The organism is Streptomyces sp. NPDC001903, assembly GCF_042891345.1.
Classification (GTDB): Bacteria; Actinomycetota; Actinomycetes; order Streptomycetales; family Streptomycetaceae; genus Streptomyces.
The window spans coordinates 209,209-226,579 of sequence record NZ_JBIASZ010000010.1; the positions used below are offsets into that span (position 1 = coordinate 209,209).

16 protein-coding genes and 1 riboswitch are annotated in these 17,371 nt (G+C 73.0%); of the genes, 13 read left to right on the forward strand and 3 right to left on the reverse strand.

The annotated features are described in order from the left end of the window. Positions 1-78: 78 nt before the first annotated feature. From trpD to ACFYZS_RS23100, 3 genes are all read left to right on the forward strand, one after another. A complete protein-coding gene (gene trpD, locus ACFYZS_RS23090; RefSeq protein WP_389015626.1) occupies positions 79-1,143 on the forward strand; it encodes an anthranilate phosphoribosyltransferase in 1,065 nt (354 codons plus the stop codon). A gap of 94 nt (positions 1,144-1,237) precedes the next feature. Continuing rightward, positions 1,238-1,354, forward strand: a riboswitch (SAM riboswitch). Between the two features lie 231 nt (positions 1,355-1,585). Beyond that, complete coding sequence (locus tag ACFYZS_RS23095) at positions 1,586-2,983, forward strand: aminotransferase class V-fold PLP-dependent enzyme (protein WP_389015629.1); 1,398 nt, start codon at positions 1,586-1,588, stop codon at positions 2,981-2,983. A gap of 13 nt (positions 2,984-2,996) precedes the next feature. After that, positions 2,997-3,578, forward strand: coding sequence for a ferredoxin (locus tag ACFYZS_RS23100; protein WP_389015632.1), 582 nt, complete (start codon positions 2,997-2,999; stop codon positions 3,576-3,578). A gap of 15 nt (positions 3,579-3,593) precedes the next feature. Here the strand turns inward: ACFYZS_RS23100 and ACFYZS_RS23105 are convergent, their stop codons facing one another. After that, entirely contained in the window at positions 3,594-3,875 is a 282-nt protein-coding gene (locus ACFYZS_RS23105; protein ID WP_030291798.1) for an Lrp/AsnC ligand binding domain-containing protein, read from the reverse strand. Next, entirely contained in the window at positions 3,872-4,594 is a 723-nt protein-coding gene (locus ACFYZS_RS23110) for a rhomboid family intramembrane serine protease (RefSeq protein WP_389015635.1), read from the reverse strand. Before ACFYZS_RS23110 ends, ACFYZS_RS23105 begins: the two co-directional genes overlap by 4 nt. A 127-nt stretch (positions 4,595-4,721) precedes the next feature. On the opposite strand from ACFYZS_RS23110, the gene ACFYZS_RS23115 reads away from it, so the two are divergent. The 8 genes from ACFYZS_RS23115 to ACFYZS_RS23150 all read left to right on the forward strand — a co-directional run bounded on the left by ACFYZS_RS23115 (position 4,722) and on the right by ACFYZS_RS23150 (position 14,009). Then, positions 4,722-4,961 (forward strand): hypothetical protein, encoded by a 240-nt coding sequence (locus tag ACFYZS_RS23115; RefSeq protein WP_008738811.1) that lies wholly within the window; start codon positions 4,722-4,724, stop codon positions 4,959-4,961. A gap of 40 nt (positions 4,962-5,001) precedes the next feature. After that, positions 5,002-6,366, forward strand: a complete 1,365-nt coding sequence (locus tag ACFYZS_RS23120) for an NYN domain-containing protein (protein ID WP_389015866.1) — start codon at positions 5,002-5,004, stop codon at positions 6,364-6,366. Between the two features lie 254 nt (positions 6,367-6,620). Further along, entirely contained in the window at positions 6,621-7,649 is a 1,029-nt protein-coding gene (locus ACFYZS_RS23125; protein ID WP_389015638.1) for an NlpC/P60 family protein, read from the forward strand. Between the two features lie 251 nt (positions 7,650-7,900). Beyond that, entirely contained in the window at positions 7,901-8,944 is a 1,044-nt protein-coding gene (locus ACFYZS_RS23130; protein ID WP_389015641.1) for an NlpC/P60 family protein, read from the forward strand. Positions 8,945-8,980: 36 nt separating this feature from the next. Next, positions 8,981-10,114, forward strand: coding sequence for a hypothetical protein (locus tag ACFYZS_RS23135; RefSeq protein WP_389015643.1), 1,134 nt, complete (start codon positions 8,981-8,983; stop codon positions 10,112-10,114). 135 nt (positions 10,115-10,249) lie between these two features. Beyond that, a complete protein-coding gene (locus ACFYZS_RS23140; RefSeq protein ID WP_389015646.1) occupies positions 10,250-11,392 on the forward strand; it encodes a glycosyltransferase family 4 protein in 1,143 nt (380 codons plus the stop codon). A gap of 129 nt (positions 11,393-11,521) precedes the next feature. Then, positions 11,522-12,283 carry an SDR family NAD(P)-dependent oxidoreductase gene (locus ACFYZS_RS23145; RefSeq protein ID WP_389015869.1) on the forward strand — a complete coding sequence of 254 codons (762 nt, stop codon included), beginning with the start codon at positions 11,522-11,524 and terminating at the stop codon, positions 12,281-12,283. A 109-nt stretch (positions 12,284-12,392) separates the two neighbouring features. Further along, positions 12,393-14,009, forward strand: a complete 1,617-nt coding sequence (locus ACFYZS_RS23150) for a GMC oxidoreductase (protein WP_389015648.1) — start codon at positions 12,393-12,395, stop codon at positions 14,007-14,009. 13 nt (positions 14,010-14,022) lie between these two features. Here ACFYZS_RS23150 and ACFYZS_RS23155 read toward each other — a convergent pair whose 3' ends face one another. After that, positions 14,023-15,819, reverse strand: a complete 1,797-nt coding sequence (locus ACFYZS_RS23155) for an AMP-dependent synthetase/ligase (RefSeq protein WP_389015650.1) — start codon at positions 15,817-15,819, stop codon at positions 14,023-14,025. A 229-nt stretch (positions 15,820-16,048) separates the two neighbouring features. On the opposite strand from ACFYZS_RS23155, the gene ACFYZS_RS23160 reads away from it, so the two are divergent. Then, a complete protein-coding gene (locus tag ACFYZS_RS23160) occupies positions 16,049-16,831 on the forward strand; it encodes a metallophosphoesterase (protein ID WP_389015653.1) in 783 nt (260 codons plus the stop codon). Between the two features lie 99 nt (positions 16,832-16,930). Further along, the gene (locus tag ACFYZS_RS23165; RefSeq protein ID WP_389015656.1) at positions 16,931-17,371 is read left to right on the forward strand and encodes an SRPBCC family protein; all 441 of its coding nucleotides are present in this window, start codon (positions 16,931-16,933) and stop codon (positions 17,369-17,371) included.

Genomic DNA, 17,371 nt, shown 5'->3' on the forward strand with positions numbered 1-17,371 from the left:
GGGGCTGGATAGGCTGAACCCCTTACCTTTCGACGTGGAACCCGACATCGGGTGGCCGACCAACAGCAGGAGCGGACCATGAACGTTGCGACCCCGGCAGGCGGCGACAGCGTGGCGGCCCGCGGCTGGCCGGGCGTCCTCGACGCCCTGCTGACCGGTCAGGACCTGAGCGCGGACGAGACCGCCTGGGCCATGGACCGGATCATGCGCGGGGAGGCCACGGACGCCCAGATCGCCGGCTTCGTGGTGGCGCTGCGGGCCAAGGGGGAGACGGTCGCGGAGATCAACGGCCTCGTACGGTCGATGTACGGGCACGCCAACCTGATCGAGGTGCCGGGCCGGACGGTGGACATCGTCGGCACGGGCGGCGACGGGGCCAAGACGGTCAACATCTCGACGATGTCCTCCATCGTGGTGGCCGGTACGGGCGCGAAGGTGGTCAAGCACGGCAACCGGGCCGCGTCCTCCGCGAGCGGCTCCTCGGACGTGCTGGAGAAGCTCGGGGTCAACCTGGACCTCACCCCGCAGCGGGTGGTCGAGGTCGCGGAGGAGGCCGGCATCACCTTCTGCTTCGCGGTGAAGTTCCACCCGGCGCTGCGGCACGTGGCGGCGGCGCGCAAGGAGCTGGGCATCCGGACCACGTTCAACTTCCTGGGCCCGCTGACCAACCCGGCGCGGGTACGGGCACAGGCCACGGGCGTGGCGGACGCGCGGGTGGCCCCCATCGTGGCGGGCGTGCTGGCGGAGCGGGGCTCCTCGGCGCTGGTGTTCCGCGGGGACGACGGCCTGGACGAGCTGACGACGACGGCGACCTCCCGGGTGTGGTGGGTCCGCGACGGCCGGGTGCAGGAGCAGTCCTTCGACCCGCGCGACGTCGGCATCCCGCTGGTGGACGTCTCGGCGCTGCGGGGCGCGGACGCCTCGTACAACGCGGACGTGGCCCGTCGGCTGCTGGCCGGCGAGCCGGGCCCGGTGCGCGAGGCGGTCCTGCTGAACTCGGCGGCGGCCCTGGTGGCCCTGGATCCGGGTACGGAGCCCCTGGAGGACCAGATCCGCGCCGCGATCGCCCGCGCGGCGGAGTCCATCGACTCGGGCGCGGCCAAGGCGGCGCTGGACCGCTGGGTGGCGGCCAGCAACGCGTAGCCACTGATCGTTTCCGGCCGGGGCCCCGGTTCCGCGTATCACCATGCGGACCGGGGTCTTGCGCGTGGGGGATCTTGTGGCAGGATGCTGACCAGGTCACGAGTGACAGCGTTTTGGCCCCGGCTTGCTGTCCGGCAACCCTCCTTCCGTGGCGGGGTGCCCCGGGTGATGACCAGGTCGCAGGCAGAAAGGCCTGCGGCAAGCGCGGATCCCTCGACACCAGGGGTCCTGGTCTCTCGAGGAGCTTTTCCGTGAGCAAGCGAATGCGATAGGGCGACTCCGCCCCTTCTTCACCCTCCGTGCGGTCCCGAGTCGTCCGCGCGTCGAGGCAGTTCCCGTACCACTGGCCGTGTGCCGATGCGCCGTCGCGCACCCGCGCATCCGTGCACCCGTGTACGGGCTTTCCGAAGCCATTCAGCCTGTCCTGCCGGGAGATACCGCCATGTCCACGTACCCGAACACCGCCGCCGCCGCCGTCGTCGTCACCGCAACCGCCACCGCCGACCCCGCCTGTGCCGAGCCGCTGCCGGTCCTCGGCCGGGACGTCACCGTGCCGCTCGTCACCGGCGGCGAGGTGACGTACGCGGCCCTCGACTACGCGGCCAGCGCCCCGGCGCTGCAGCGGGTCTGGGACGACGTCGCCGCGTACGCCCCGTACTACGGCAGCGTGCACCGCGGTGCGGGCTACCTCTCCCAGCTGTCCACGGACCTCTTCGAGCAGAGCCGGGCGACGGTCGCCGAGTTCCTCGACTGCCGTCCGTCCGATCAGGTGATCTTCACCCGGTCCACCACCGACTCGCTGAACCTGCTCGCCGCCGTGCTGCCGGCCGGCTGCCAGGTGTTCGTCTTCGAGACCGAGCACCACGCCTCGCTGCTGCCGTGGGGGGACGCGCAGGTCACCTACCTCAACGCGCCGCGGACCCCGGCCCAGGCGGTGGAGACCCTGGAGCGGGCGCTCGCGGAGCGCGATCCCCACGGTCCGGCGCTGGTCTGCGTCACCGGCGCGTCCAATGTCACCGGTGAGCTGTGGCCGGTGAAGGAGCTCGCCGCCGCGGCGCACGCCCACGGCGCGCGGATCGTCCTGGACGCCGCCCAGCTGGCCCCGCACCACCCCGTTTCCGTGCAGGAGCTGGACGTGGACTGGGTGGCCTTCTCCGGGCACAAGCTGTACGCGCCCTTCGGCTCGGGCGTGCTGGCCGGCCGCGCGGACTGGCTGCAGCAGGCGGAGCCGTACCTGGCCGGGGGCGGCGCCTCCCGCAAGGTCGCCCGCCGCGCGGACGGCGGCGTCGACGTCGAGTGGCACACGACGGCGGCCCGCCACGAGGCCGGCTCCCCGAACGTGATCGGGGTGTACTCGATCGCCTCCGCCTGCAAGGCGCTGACCGAGGCGGGCTTCGAGGGCCTCGTCGCCCGCGAGCGGCACCTGATCTCCAAGGTTCGGGACGGCCTGGCCGAGGTCCCGGCCGTCCGGATCCTGTCCCTGTTCGGCGACGAGGCCCCGCGGGTCGGCGTCATCTCCTTCGTGGTGGACGGCTGGAACAGCTCGCACTTCGCGGCGGCGCTGTCGGCGGAGTACGGGATCGGCGTCCGCGACGGCCTGTTCTGTGCCCACCCGCTGGTCCGCACCCTGCTGGGCAGCGAGCCGCAGGCCCAGGGCGAATGCGGAGCCCCCGAGGCGGCCCCGGGCGAGCGCTCGCTGAACGCGATCCGGGTCAGCTTCGGCGCCGGCACCCCGGACGAGCACGTCGACCGCTTCGTCGGCGCCGTGAAGGAGCTGGTGGCCGACGGGGCGAAGTGGCGCTACCGCACCGAGGAAGGCCGCTGCGTCCCGGCCGTATGAGACGGTACGGACCATGACGTACTGGGATCCGATACCGACGCTGCGCGCCTGCGCGGAGGGTGAGCCGCTCCCCGGCCTGGCGCAGTGGGTGCCCGTCTACAACGCGTCGTGGGGTGCCTGGCCCGACGCGTGGCCGGAGCGCAACTGGCGCAACGTGCCCGGACCGTTCTACGGGGCGGCGACCGACACGTGCTGGGTGGGCCGCGGGGTCGCACCGGATCACATCCTGTACGACGACGAGTACGGCCAGGAGTTCGTCTACCGCCAGCCGCGCACGCCCGAGGAGACCCACCGGGTCATGGCCGCCGCCTGGCAGGACCCGATGGCCGGCTTCGAGTGCGACGGCGATGCCCACTGGACCCCGGAGCTGGTCCGGGACTGGTGGCGCGACCGGGGCCGGGTCCGCGCGTGGGCCGACGCCCTGGACCGGACCTGGTCCGTGTCGCAGGACGAGCACCGGCGCGAGGCCGCCGCAGGGGCACGGGCGTACGTCGCCCACATCGACCACGGCCTGGGCGACTACCTGCGCGGCTACCTGTTCTGGCTCCAGGAGGCCCGCCCCGCGCGGCCGGGGGAGGCCCTGCCCGCGCTGTGAGGGCCGCGCCTGCTGCTACGCGTCGAGGCCGATGGCGAAGGCCGCTTCCAGGTCGTGCTGGGAGTAGGTGCGGAAGGCCACGTGGGTGTCCGTCGCCTCGACGCCCGGGATCTTGCTGATGCGGCCCGGGATGATGTCCGCCAGGTTCTCGTGGCGGGCGACGCGGACCAGCGCGATGAGGTCGTACGTCCCCGTGACCGAGTAGACCTCGCTGACGTTGTCCAGCGCGGCGATGGACTCGGCGATCTCGGGGATGCGGTCCACGCTGGTCTTGATGAGCACGATCGCGGTGATCACGGCTGGCTGTCTCCCTCGGTGGCCGTCGCTGGTCGCCTCACTCTAGTCGTACGCCGATAGCGCACCCACGCGTAGACGAACCCCAGCGAGAAGCCCACCAGGTGGGCGAGGTAGGCCACCCCGGGGCCGCTGCCGGCGCGGTGCGCCGCCACCCACTGGAGGGCGAACCAGAACAGCAGGACCAGCCAGGCGGGGAAGCGCAGGGGGAGGAAGAGCAGGAAGGGGAACAGGCTCGTCACGCGGGCGCGCGGGAACAGGCACAGGAAGGCGCCGAGCACCGCGGAGATCGCGCCGGACGCACCCACCAGCGTCTGCGCCGACGAGGCGTTGGCCGCCGCGTACGCCGCCAGTGCCAGGTAGCCCGTACAGATGTAGAACGACAGGAACTCCGGCCGCCCCATCCGCTCCTGGGTCATCACGCCGAAGACGTACAGGAACAGCATGTTGCCGAGCAGGTGCAGCCAGCTGCCGTGCACGAACAGGGCGGTGAGCGGTGTCAGCAGGGCCCGCACCGAGCCGGTGAAGAGCTCGTCCGGGACCACGCCCCAGCGCCGGAAGTACGCGGTCCCCGTCTCCACCAGCCGCTCGCCCGTCCCGTAGGAGGGGTTCAGCCCCGAGGCGGGGCCGCACAGGAACACCACGCAGCAGCCGGCGATCAGCGCGTGGACGACCACCGGGCCCCGGGCGGCCTCCCGGAGGGCCTGCCACTTTACGATCATGCGATCGAGCATGACCCAAGCGAACCCGCCCGGAGCACCGGCAGGCCGTAGGGTTACGTGCTGCGGTCCGGCGATTGACGCGGACGGCGGCTTTAATTGAATCAGCTACGAAGGAGAGAGCGGCCTGATGACGGTTCCCCTGCCGACCGACACCACCCGGTGGCGCTGCACGCTGTGCGGCAACCTCACGCGTTTCGACGTCACTCGTTCGTCGAAGGTCGTGGAGTACGTCCACCTGGACCTTGCCGGGGAGCCCAAGGTCGAGGAGCGCGAGGTGGTCAATGAGACCATCGAGTCGGTCCGCTGCCGGTGGTGCAACGCGGTGGACCAGATCGAGCTCGTGGACAGGCCGGGCGCGGACTCCTGACGGAGCCCCGCCCACAGGTGAATGACGGTAGGGGTGACGGATTGTGGAGCCAGCAAGCGGCGCTGAGCCGGCCGACGCGGCCGGCGACGCCGCCGAGGTGCTCGACCGCCCGCTGCCGGAAGGCGTGCGGCGCCGGGTCGTCGCGCTCGTCTCGGACGCCTTCGGCGGACTGACGGTCGCGGACCTCCCGGCGCAGCTGCGCCAGTACGCCCGGTTCACCCCGACCCGGCGCGCCAAGTTCGCCGGCAACGCGATGGCCGCGGCGGTGGAGACGGATGCCGTCTTCCGGGGCCGCGTCGCCGAGAAGCTGCGCGAGGCGCAGGCCGAGCTGACCGGTGCGCTGGAGTCCGGCGCCCCGCCCGCCGCCGCGGACCCGCTGGACGTGGCGGCGGCCGCGTACGTCCTGCGCCCGGCCGGCTGGGTGAAGCTGGTGGCCGCCGCGGGCGAGGAGGCGCAGCGCGCCGACGCCGAGCGGGTCGGCGAGGAGACGCGGCGCGAACTGGACCGGCTGCGCGAGGAGCTGGCCCACGCGCGGGACGCGCAGCGCCTGGGCGGAGAGCAGGTGCGGGCCGAGCTGGACGGGGCGCGCAGGGAAGCGGAATCGCTTCAGCGCAAGCTGCGCAGCGCCCAGAGCGATGTGAAGCGCGGCGAGGCGGCCCTGCGCAAGGTCACCGCCGAGATCGACGGGATCCGGGCCGAGGCGGCCGCGCAGGTCGCCGCCGCCGAGAGCGAGACCCGGCGCCTCAAGTCCCGCCTCGCGGAGGTGGAGACGGCGCTGGAGACCTCCCGCCGGGCCACCCGCGAGGGCCGCAGCGTCGAGGACATGCGGCTGCGGCTGCTGCTGGACACCGTGCTGGACGCGGCCCAGGGGCTGCGCCGCGAGCTGGCGCTGCCGCCGGTCTCGACGCGGCCGGCCGACACCGTGGACGCGGTGGAGCCGGGCCGGATGACCCCGAAGGACATCGCGGCGCGCGCCCTGTCGGAGACGGATCCTGCGCTGCTGGACCAGCTGTTGGCGCTGCCGCAGGCCCATCTGGTGGTCGACGGCTACAACGTGACGAAGACCGGCTATCCGACGATGCCCCTGGAGAAGCAGCGGCTGCGGCTGCTGGGCGGGCTGTCGATGCTGGCCGCGCAGACGGGCGCGGAGATGACCTGTGTCTTCGACGGCGCGGAGCTGGCGGCCCCGGTGCTGCTCGCGCCGCCCCGCGGGGTGCGGGTGCTGTTCTCCAAGCCCGGTGTGACGGCGGACGAGCTGATCCGCCAGCTGGTGCGCGCGGAACCGCCCGGCCGGCCGGTGGTCGTGGTCTCCACCGACCGCGAGGTGGCCGACGGCGTGGCGAAGGCCGGAGCCCGGCCCGTGACGTCCGCTTTGTTGCTGAAGCGGCTTTCGCGCGTTTCGTAACTCCTCGGTGGAATGCCCGTTTTGGCGAGGCCGACAGGGAACGTACCGTCAAGTGCCCTGCACAGAGCGTGGGCTGTAGGTAAAGAACCTGGTCGGCAGCCAAGTTTTTTCCCGGCAGGATTTGAACTGATCACAGCGAGGTCACTAGGGTCGGCTCAAACCTTCGTGCGGTAGGTCACCCATTCGGGGTGCCGGCGGGGTTGTCGCCGAGCTGCGTTCCCTTCGGCGGCTCTAGGAAGAAGGAGCTCGCCTTCGTGGCGTCCCACCGTCGACCCAAGCAGCCGACCCGCACTCGTGTGACCGTGCTGACCGCCACGGCCGCCGCGGCCGTCGCCCTCTCCGCCCACGGCGCCTCCGCCGCTCCGGCCCAGCCGAGCAAGGACGAGGTCAAGTCGAAGGTCGACGCCCTCTACGAGGAGGCGGAGCAGGCCACCGAGAAGTTCAACGGGGCCAAGCAGCGCCAGGAGAAGCTCGAGAAGGAGATAGGCCAGCTCCAGGACCAGGTCGCCCGCGGCCAGGACGAGCTCAACCAGCTGCGCACCACGCTGGGTTCGATGGCCAGCGCCCAGTACCGCACCGGCGGCATGGACCAGTCCGTCGCCCTCTTCCTCTCCGGCGACCCCGAGACCTACCTCGACAAGGCCTCCACGCTCGAGCAGTTGAGCGGCAAGCAGGTCGAAGCCGTTCAGAAGATCCAGGCCAAGCAGCGCTCCCTCGCGCAGCAGCGCCAGGAGGCCTCCGGCAAGCTCGCGGACCTCGACGCCACCCGCAAGGAGCTCGGCGAGAAGAAGAAGGCCTCGCAGGACAAGCTCGCCGAGGCCCAGGCCCTCCTCAACACCCTGACCGCGCAGGAGCGCGCGGCCATCAAGGACGAGGACTCCCGCGCCAGCCGCGGCGCCGGCGACCGCGTCGACCTCGGCGACGTCAAGGCCTCGGGCCGCGCCGGCGCCGCGCTGGCCGCCGCCAAGACCAAGCTGGGCAGCGCGTACGTCTCCAGCGCCACCGGCCCGAACGCCTTCGACTGCTCGGGGCTGACCCAGTGGGCCTACAAGCAGGCCGGCGTCAGCATCTCGCGCACCACCTTCACCCAGATCAACGACGGCACGCGCATCGGCCAGAGCCAGCTGCAGCCCGGCGACCTGGTGTTCTTCTACTCGGACCTGCACCACGTCGGCCTGTACGCGGGCAACGGCCAGGTCCTGCACGCCTCCAACCCGCGCGGTGGCGTCAAGTACGAGGCCATGGGCAACATGCCGTTCCAGTTCGGCGTCCGCGTCGGCTGACACGCCCCGAGGGCATCGCGCCCTCCGCGGGACGCGCCGTACGCCGCCCATCCGGGCGAATTCCGCGGCTCCGCTGTGACCACACGCCCCGCCGGTGACCTGCGTCTCCGGCGGGGCGTCGGCGTGCGCGCCCTCCGGAGGTCGTTGGCCGGGGTGTGGCGGCGCGGTTACTGTCTGCCAGCGCGGAACCCGGCACACGGCCGTCCACGGGGGGCGGACCCGGTCCCGCGCAGCGGAAGGGAGCGGTTCCAGTGGCGTCCCATCGTCGGCCCGGGCTCGGCAGCCTCGACAGGAACACCAAGGTCACCGTCCTGACCGCCGCCGCGGCCACCGCCGCCGCAGCCATGACGGGCGCGACGGCGAGCGCGGCCCCCGCCCTGCCGCAGGAGCCCGCGGCGAGCGCCCGCGCCCAGGTCGACCGGCTCTTCGAGGAGGCCGAACAGGCCACCGAGCGCTACAACCGGGCGGGCGAGCGGGCCGACCGGCTCCGCACCGAGATCGGCCGGGCCCAGGACGCACTGGCCCGCGGCCAGGACCGCATCAACACCATGCGCGGCCTCCTCGGCACCTTCGCCGGAGCCCAGTACCGCTCCGGCGGCATCGACCCCGCCGTCGAGCTGATGCTCTCCGAGAACCCGGACGAGTACCTCGACAAGGCCTCCCAGCTCGACCGGCTGACGGACCGCCAGGCCCGGCAGCTCGACGAGCTGCGCAAGGAGCAGCGCCGGCTGGGCCAGCAGCGCCACGAAGCCTCGCAGAAGCTCGCCGAGCTCGACACCGTACGGGCCGACGTGGCCCGCCAGAAGCGCGCCGTCACCGCCAAGCTGGCCGAGGCCCGCCGGCTCCTCAACGCCATGCCCACCCAGGAGCGGGCCGACTTCGAGCGGGCCTCGCGCTCGGGCGGGCGCCCCGACGGCCTGCCCGAGCCGAACTCCCTCGGTCCCTCCTCCGGCCGCGCCGCGACCGCCGTGATGGCCGCCCGGGCCGCCGTCGGCCGCCCGTACATCTGGGGCTCCACCGGGCCCTCCGGATTCGACTGCTCCGGGCTGATGGTGTGGTCGTACCGGCAGGCGGGGGTCTCCCTGCCGCGCACCTCGCAGGCCCAGCGGTACGCGGGCCGCCAGGTCCCGCTCTCACAGGCGCAGCCGGGCGACCTGGTCACCTACCGCTCCGACGCCAGCCACGTCGGCATGTACGTCGGCAACGGCCAGGTCGTGCACGCCCCGTACCCGGGGGCGCGGGTTCGCTACGACCCGGTCGGGATGATGCCGGTGTCCTCCGTGACCCGTCCCTGAGCCGCCCCCGGCCCGGGCCCTGCGTACGATCGTCGGATGTCCCCGGTCCGTCGGCCCCTCCTCGTGCGCGCACTGCCGCTCCTGCTGAGCGTGCTGCTCGCCGGATGCGGGTCGCCCGCGCCGCGGGACGCCGCCGAGGGGGACATCCGGGAGGCCGTCGCCGCCTGGTCGCGGACGCCGCCCGCGCAGCTCGCCGGGATCCCGCTGGAGGGATGGGCGTACGAGGTGTCCGCGGTCCGGCGCAGCGGCGAGCGGGCCACCGCCCGGGCGGAACTGCACTACCGGCTCGCCGGCTACGACGCCGCCCCGGCCGGTTCCGCCCGCGAGGTGCTGCTGAGCCGCGAGGGCGCGCAGGGCGGGGCGTGGAGGGTCACCGGTGACCGGGCCGCGCCGGGCGCGCCGCCGCAGCTGTGGGACCAGGGCCCGGTGGAGGCGGTCAAAGGCGCCCACGCGCTGGTGCTCGGCGTCGGAGCGTCCCCGCAGACCCTGTCCGAGATCGCCGCGCAGGCCGAGCGGGCGGTGCCCGCGGCGAGCGCGGCCTGGCCCGGGGCGTGGGCGGGCCGGGTGGTGGTGCTGGTGCCGGGCTCGCTGGAGCGGATGGCGCAGCTGCTGGGGCGGCCGGCCGCCGAGTACCGGGGCATGGGCGCCGTCACCACGGGCCGGGTGGGCGCCGGGGCCGCCCCCGCCGACCGGGTCGTCGTCAACCCGCAGGGCTGGGCGGAGCTCAGCGCGGCGGGCCGGGGCGTCGTCCTGACCCACGAGGTCACGCACGTGGCCACCCGGGCCGCGACCACCGCCCGGACCCCGCTGTGGCTGTCGGAGGGCTTCGCGGACTGGGCGGCGTACCGCGGCGGGGCCACCACCGTGCAGCAGGCCGCGCCCGCACTGGGCCGGGCGGTCCGCGGCGGGCAGCTGCCGGCCGCGCTCCCCGCCGACGGGGCGTTCGCCTTCGGCGGCGACCCGGAGGCGCTGGCCCGCGCGTACGAGGGCGCCTGGCTGGCCTGCCGGCTGATCGCGGCCAAGTGGGGCGACGCCACGCTGGTCCGCCTCTACGAGCGGGCGGGCCGCGAGCCCCTCGCGACGGCCCTGGAGGAGACCATCGGCGGCGATCTGCCCGGCCTGACCCTGGCCTGGCAGGCGAGCCTGCGCCAGGAGCTGGGCACACCCTAGGGGGTGTTCGCGAAGTCCCGCCTGTCCCGCGGCGCTACTTCGCGGACACCCCCTGAGCGGCGCCTTGAGGCTGCCCCGCCCGGGCCGCGGCCGGCGAGGGGGCGGTGCGGGAGCGTCCGGTACTGTCGGCAGGCGATGCACAAGACGCTGATCGTGACCAACGACTTCCCGCCGCGACCGGGCGGCATCCAGGCCTTCCTGCACAACATGGCACTGCGGCTGGATCCCGACCGGATCGTCGTCTACGCCTCCACCTGGAAACACGGCGCGGAGGGCCGCGAGGCCACGGCCGCCTTCGACGCCGAGCAGCCGTTCCAGGTGGTCCGCGACCGTACGACGATGCTGCTGCCGACCCCGCGGGTGACCCGGCGGGCCGTCGGGCTGCTGCGCGAGCACGGCTGCGAGTCGGTGTGGTTCGGGGCGGCGGCCCCGCTCGGGCTGATGGGCCCGGCGCTGCGCCGCGCCGGGGCGAAGCGGATCGTGGCCACCACCCACGGGCACGAGGCGGGCTGGGCGCAGCTGCCGGCGGCGCGGCAGCTGCTGCGCCGGATCGGCGAGGGCACGGACACGCTGACGTACCTGGGCGAGTACACCCGCTCGCGGATCGCCTCGGCACTGACCGACCGGGCCGCGGCCCGGATGGTGCAACTCCCGCCGGGAGTGGACGAGAAGACCTTCCACCCCGGATCGGGCGGCGCGGAGGTCCGCGCGCGGCTGGGGCTGTCGGACCGGCCGGTGGTGGTCTGCGTCTCGCGGCTGGTCCCGCGCAAGGGGCAGGACACCCTGATCGAGGCGATGCCGCGGATCCTGGCCGCGGTGCCGGACGCCGTACTGCTGGTGGTCGGCGGGGGCCCGTACGAGGCGGCCCTGCGGGCGCTGGCGGTCTCCACCGGGGTCGCGGACTCGGTGGTCTTCACGGGCGCCGTCCCCTGGGCCGAACTGCCCGCCCACTACGGCGCCGGGGACGTCTTCGCGATGCCGTGCCGGACCCGGCGGGGCGGGCTGGACGTGGAGGGTCTCGGCATCGTCTACCTGGAGGCCTCGGCGACCGGCCTGCCGGTGGTCGCGGGCGACTCCGGCGGGGCGCCGGACGCGGTGCTGGAGGGCGAGACGGGCTGGGTGGTCCGGGGCGGCGTCCCCGAGGACGCGGCGGACCGCGTGATCGCCCTGCTCCGGGACCCGGAGCTGCGCCGCCGCATGGGCGAGCGGGGCCGCGCCTGGGTCGAGGAGAAGTGGCGCTGGGACCTGCTCGCCGAGCGGCTGCGCGAACTGCTCTGACACCCCCTGGGGGCGATCGCACCGACCCGGGCGCGTCGGCGGTACGGCCGGGCGGCTGCCGACGGACACTGGCGGCATGTCTGCGGACGTGCCCGACCGCGGGCGCGCCGGTGAGGAGCGGTGAGGACGATGGACGACGTGCTGCGCGGCACCGTGGCCCTGGTGACCGGGGCTTCGAGCGGGATCGGCCGGGCGGCCGCCCTGACGCTCGCCGCGAAGGGCGCCGCCGTCGCGCTCACCGCACGGCGCGCGGAGCGGCTCACGGAACTGGCGGCCCAGATCGAGGCCGGCGGCGGCGCCGCGCTCGTCCTGCCCGCCGACATCGCCGAAGAGGCCGAGGCCGCGCGGGTGGTGGAGCGTACGGTGAAGGAGCTCGGGCGCCTCGACACCCTGGTCAACAACGCCGGCCTGATGCTCCTCGGGTACGCCACCGAGTCGCCGCTGGCCGACTGGAAGCGCACGGTGGACGTCAACCTGACCGCCCTGATGCACACCACGCACGCGGCCCTGCCGCACCTCGTCGCCGCCGCCGGGGACGGCCCCCGGCAGGTGGCCGACATCGTCAACGTGTCCTCCCTGGCGGGCCGCCGGGCCGCGGCCACGGCCACGGCGTACTGCGCCACGAAGTTCGGCGTGGTCGCCTTCAGCGAGGCGCTGCGCCAGGAGCTGGCGCCGCAGCACGTGCGGGTCTGCGTCGTCGAGCCCGGGGCCGTGGACACCGAGCTGCGCGGGCACAACTCCCCGGAGATGCAGCAGGCGCTGACGCAGATGTTCGGGGGGATCGAGCGGCTGGAGGCGCAGGACATCGCGGACGCGATCGCGTACGGCGTCACGCGGCCGCGGCGGGTCGCGGTGACGGAGATGGTGGTCCTGCCGACCGAGCAGGTGTGAGCGGTGATCCTCCGTGTGAGCGGTGATCCTCCGCCACACCTGACTGTTCCTCAGATGTCTGTCAACACCGCCTCTGGGTGGACGGCCCGATTCCGCCCATGATGCGGCCATGACACCTCACCTGACGCGCCGTCACTTCCTGGGTATCGGCGCCCTCCAGACCGCCGCGGCCCTCGGCTTCACCCGCATCGGGCTCCAGTCGGCGGCCGCCGCCGAGCCCCCCGCCGCGCAGTACGCCCCCGCCATCGTCGTGGGCTCCGGCTACGGCGCGGCCGTCGCCGCCCTCCGGCTCGGGCAGGCCGGCGTACGGACCGTCGTCCTCGAGATGGGCCGGCTCTGGAACACCCCCGGACCGGACGGCAAGGTCTTCCCCTCCACCTCCGCGCCCGACCAGCGCTCCATGTGGTTCCGCACCCGCACCGAGGCCCCGCTCGCCCAGTTCCTCTGGCTCGACGTGGTCAACCGGGACATCAGCCCCTACCCCGGCGTCCTCGACCGCGTGAACCACGGAGACATGTCCGTCTACGTCGGCCGCGGAGTCGGCGGCGGATCCCTCGTCAACGGCGGCATGGCCCCGACGCCCCGGCGCTCGTACTTCTCCGAGGTGCTGCCGCAGGTCGACGCGGACGAGATGTACGGCACGTACTACCCGCGGGCGCGCGCCATGCTCGGCGTCAACGACATCGACCCGGCCTGGTTCGAGTCCACGGAGTGGTACCGGTTCGCCCGGATCTCCCGCAAGCACGCCCAGAACACCGGCCTGAAGACCACCTTCGTGCCCAACGTCTACGACTTCGGGTACATGCAGCGCGAGGCCGCCGGCACCGCCACCCGCTCCGCCCTCGCCGGCGAGGTCATCTACGGCAACAACTTCGGCAAGAAGAGCGTCGACAAGACCTACCTCGCGGCCGCGCTCGGCACCGGCAACGTCACCATCGAGACCATGCAGCGCGTGGTCGGCGTCCGCCAGGACCCGGCCGGCGGCTACGTGCTCACGGTCCGCACCAGCGATCTGACGGGGAAGGTCACCCAGGTCAGGGAACTCGGCTGCAAACAGCTCTTCCTCGGCGCCGGCAGCCTCGGCACCACCGAGATCCTGCTGCGCGCCCGCGAGCGGGGCACCCTGCCCGGGCTCAACGGGAAGGTCGGACTCGGCTGGGGCCACAACGGCAACATCATGACCGCGCGCGCCAACCACCTGTGGGACACGGTCGGCTGCAACCAGGCCACCATGCCGGCCCTGGGAATCGACGACTGGGACAACGCCGCCAACCCGGTGTTCGCCGAGATCGCCCCGCTGCCGATGGGCTTCGAGCACTGGATCTCGATGTACCTGGCCATCACCAAGAACCCGGAGCGCGGGCACTTCACGTACGACGCGGCCACCGACTCGGCGCGGCTCAACTGGCGGCGCGACCAGAACACCCCGTCGGTCCAGGCCGCCAAGAACCTTTTCGACCGGATCAACCGGGCCAATTTCACGATCTACCGGTACGACCTGTTCGGCGACAACAGGAACTTCGCCGACAACTTCACGTACCACCCGCTCGGCGGCTGCGTCCTCGGCGACGCGACCGACAATTACGGCCGCGCCAAGGGCCACCAGGGGCTGTACGTCGTCGACAGCTCCCTGATCCCGGGCTCGCTCGGGGTGAACCCGTTCGTCACCATCACCGCGCTCGCCGAGCGGAACATGGCGCGGATCCTCGCGGAGGACCCGCGCTGAACGCCACCCGGCCTCAGCCGCGGTACAGGGCCTCGATCTCGTCCGCGAAGTCCTTCGCCACCACATTCCGCTTCAGCTTCAGCGAAGGCGTGATGTGACCCGACTCCTCCGTGAACTGGGAGGGCAGAATGCGGAATTTCCGCACCGATTCCGCCTTGGAAACCGCCGCGTTGCCGTCGTCCACGGCCTGCTGGACGGCGGCGATGAGGTCCGCGTCCTCGCGCAGCTCCGCCGCCGTGACCCCGGCCGGCTTGCCGTGCTCCGCGGCCCAGCGGCCGAGGAACTCCTCGTCGATGGTGACCAGCGCGGCCACGAACGGCCGTGCGTCGCCGACCACCATGCACTCCGCGACCAGCGCGTGCGCCCGGATCCGGTCCTCGATCACCGCGGGGGCCACGTTCTTGCCGCCCGCCGTGACGATGAGCTCCTTCTTGCGGCCGGTGATCGCGAGGTAGCCGTCCTCGTCGAGGGTGCCGACGTCGCCGGTGTGGAACCAGCCGTCGGTCAGCGCCTCGGCGGTCGCCGTCTCGTTCTTCCAGTACTCCTTGAAGATGTGCTCGCCGTGCAGCAGCACCTCGCCGTCGTCGGCGATGCGCACCACGGAGCCCGGCAGCGGCTGGCCGACCGTACCGATCTTCGTGCGGTCCCACGGGTTGAACGCGGTGGCCGCGCAGGACTCCGTCAGGCCGTAGCCCTCCAGGACCGTGAAGCCGATGCCGCGGAAGAAGTGGCCGAGCCGCTCGCCCAGCGGGGCGCCGCCGGAGATCGCGTACTCGCCGCGCCCGCCGAGGACCGTGTGCAGCTTGCTGTAGACCAGCTTCGAGAACAGCTTGTGCTTCAGCTTCAGGCCGAAGGACGGGCCGCCCGGGGCGTCCAGCGCCCGGCTGTACGCGATCGCCGTCTCGGCCGCCGCGTCGAAGATCTTGCCCTTGCCGTCGGCCTGGGCCTTGGCGCGCGCCGAGTTGTAGACCTTCTCGAAGACGCGCGGCACGCCGAGGATCAGCGTGGGACGGAAGGACTGCAGCTCGTCGGTGAGGTTCTTGATGTCCGGTACGCAGCCCAGGCGGATCGGCGCCAGTACGGCCGCCACCTCCACCAGGCGCCCGAAGACGTGCGCGGCGGGCAGGAAGAGCAGCACGGAGCACTCGCCGGTGCGGAAGAGCGGGCTCAGCCGCTCCACCACGTTGCCGCACTCGGCGAAGAAGTTGCGGTGGGTCAGCACGCAGCCCTTGGGGCGGCCGGTGGTGCCCGAGGTGTAGACGATGGTCGCCGGGTCGTCGGCGTTCGCGAGCGAGCTGCGCTCGTCGACCGCGGTGTCGGTGACCTCGCTGCCGGCGGCCTTCAGCGCCGCGAGCGCGCCCTGCTCGATCTCCCAGACCTCGCGCAGCTCCGGCAGCCGGTCGCGCAGCGAGGCCACGGCCGCGCTGTGCGCCGGGCTCTCGACGATCACGGCGACGGCGCCGGAGTCGCCGAGGATCCACTGGATCTGCTCGGGCGAGCTGGTCTCGTAGACGGGGACGGTGACGCCGCCCGCGCTCCAGATCGCGAAGTCGAACAGCACCCACTCGTAGCGGGTGCGGGAGATGAGGGCGACGCGGTCGCCCGGCTGGATGCCGGCCGCGATCAGGCCCTTGGCGGCGGCGCGCACCTCGGCGAGGAATTCGGTCGCCGTCACGTCCTGCCAGCCGCCGTCGACCTTGCGGCCCATGACTGCGGTGTCGGGATGCTGAGCGGCGTTGCGGCGGATGAGATCCGTCAGGTTCCCGTCCGACGGGACCTCGTACAGGGCCGGAAGGCTGAACTCGCGCAAGACTGCTGCTCCTCTGGGCGCCATCGCCACCATGTGGACCGACCGGACGTTACCCACCGGTAGTGGGTTCCGGATAGAGGGAACCGGCCAGATGTTCCGTGCGTCACATGACACGGCTCTGCCATGCCGACAGTAGTCGACCCCGTTTGCGACTCGGAAGTAACCGCAGGTAGGCCGCTTGTGCAGGCCCCTCTACCCGCGGCTCCCGGGCGCCCCTAGGGTGGGGCGCATGGGTGGCAGGAAAAGCAGTACGCGCGTCCACGTCGTCAGCGACGTCCACGGCAACGCCGAGGCGCTCGCCCGGGCCGGCGACGGAGCCGACGCGCTGATCTGCCTCGGTGACCTCGTGCTCTTCCTCGACTACGCCGACCACTCGCGCGGCATCTTCCCCGACCTGTTCGGCGTCGAGAACGCCGACCGGATCGTGGAGCTGCGCACCGAGCGCCGCTTCGAGGAGGCCCGCGACCTCGGACGCCGGCTGTGGGACGGGCTGGACCGGGAGCGGCTGATCGAGGGCGCGGTGCGCCGCCAGTACGCCGAGATGTTCGCCGCGTTCCCGCAGCCCACGTACGCCACCTACGGCAATGTCGACATCCCGGGCCTGTGGGGCGAGTACGCCGGACCGGGCACCACCGTCCTCGACGGCCAGCGGGTGGAGATCGGCGGCCGCGTCTTCGGCTTCGTCGGCGGCGGACTGCCCTCCCCGATGCGCACCCCCTACGAGGTGGACGAGGAGGAGTACGCCGCCAAGGTCGAGGCGCTCGGCGAGGTGGACGTGCTGTGCTCGCACATCCCGCCGGAGGTGCCGGAGCTCTGCTACGACACGGTCGCGCGCCGCTTCGAGCGCGGCAGCGAGGCCCTGCTCGCGGCGATCCGGCGGACCAGGCCGCGGTACGCCCTGTTCGGGCACGTGCACCAGCCGATGGCGCGGCGGATGCGGATCGGCGGCACGGAGTGCGTGAACGTCGGGCACTTCGCCGCCACCGGCAGGCCGTGGGCCCTGGAGTGGTGAGCCGGGCCCTGGAGTGGTGAGCTCCGCACGCACGGTAGCCTGCACGCGGCGGCCGCAGGCCGCACACTTCCTCGTACACTCCCTGGAGGGGCGACCGCCATGGCCGAACACACCAGCTCGAGCATCACGATCGAGGCGGCGCCGGCCGACGTGATGGCCGTGATCGCCGACTTCGCCCGCTACCCCGAGTGGACCGGCGAGGTGAAGGAGGCCGAGGTGCTGGCCACCGACGCCGAGGGCCGCGCCGAGAAGGTCCGGCTGCTGCTCGACGCCGGCGCGATCAAGGACGACCACACCCTCGCCTACACCTGGAAGGGCGCGGACGAGGTCAGCTGGACCCTGGACAAGTCGCAGATGCTGCGCCAGCTCGACGGCTCGTACCGGCTCGCCCCGCTGGACGGCGGCAAGCGCACCGAGGTCACCTACCAGCTGACCGTCGACGTGAAGATCCCCATGCTCGGCATGATCAAGCGCAAGGCCGAGAAGGTCATCATCGACCGCGCCCTGGCGGGCCTGAAGAAGCGCGTCGAGTCGGCCTGA

Coding starts and splice junctions, on each gene's coding strand:
- trpD (WP_389015626.1), top strand. CDS start 79: ATGAACGTTGCGACCCCGGCAGGCGGCGACAGCGTGGCGGCCCGCGGC.
- ACFYZS_RS23095 (WP_389015629.1), top strand. CDS start 1,586: ATGTCCACGTACCCGAACACCGCCGCCGCCGCCGTCGTCGTCACCGCA.
- ACFYZS_RS23100 (WP_389015632.1), top strand. CDS start 2,997: ATGACGTACTGGGATCCGATACCGACGCTGCGCGCCTGCGCGGAGGGT.
- ACFYZS_RS23110 (WP_389015635.1), bottom strand. CDS start 4,594: ATGATCGTAAAGTGGCAGGCCCTCCGGGAGGCCGCCCGGGGCCCGGTG.
- ACFYZS_RS23115 (WP_008738811.1), top strand. CDS start 4,722: ATGACGGTTCCCCTGCCGACCGACACCACCCGGTGGCGCTGCACGCTG.
- ACFYZS_RS23135 (WP_389015643.1), top strand. CDS start 8,981: ATGTCCCCGGTCCGTCGGCCCCTCCTCGTGCGCGCACTGCCGCTCCTG.
- ACFYZS_RS23140 (WP_389015646.1), top strand. CDS start 10,250: ATGCACAAGACGCTGATCGTGACCAACGACTTCCCGCCGCGACCGGGC.
- ACFYZS_RS23145 (WP_389015869.1), top strand. CDS start 11,522: ATGGACGACGTGCTGCGCGGCACCGTGGCCCTGGTGACCGGGGCTTCG.
- ACFYZS_RS23150 (WP_389015648.1), top strand. CDS start 12,393: ATGACACCTCACCTGACGCGCCGTCACTTCCTGGGTATCGGCGCCCTC.
- ACFYZS_RS23160 (WP_389015653.1), top strand. CDS start 16,049: ATGGGTGGCAGGAAAAGCAGTACGCGCGTCCACGTCGTCAGCGACGTC.
- ACFYZS_RS23165 (WP_389015656.1), top strand. CDS start 16,931: ATGGCCGAACACACCAGCTCGAGCATCACGATCGAGGCGGCGCCGGCC.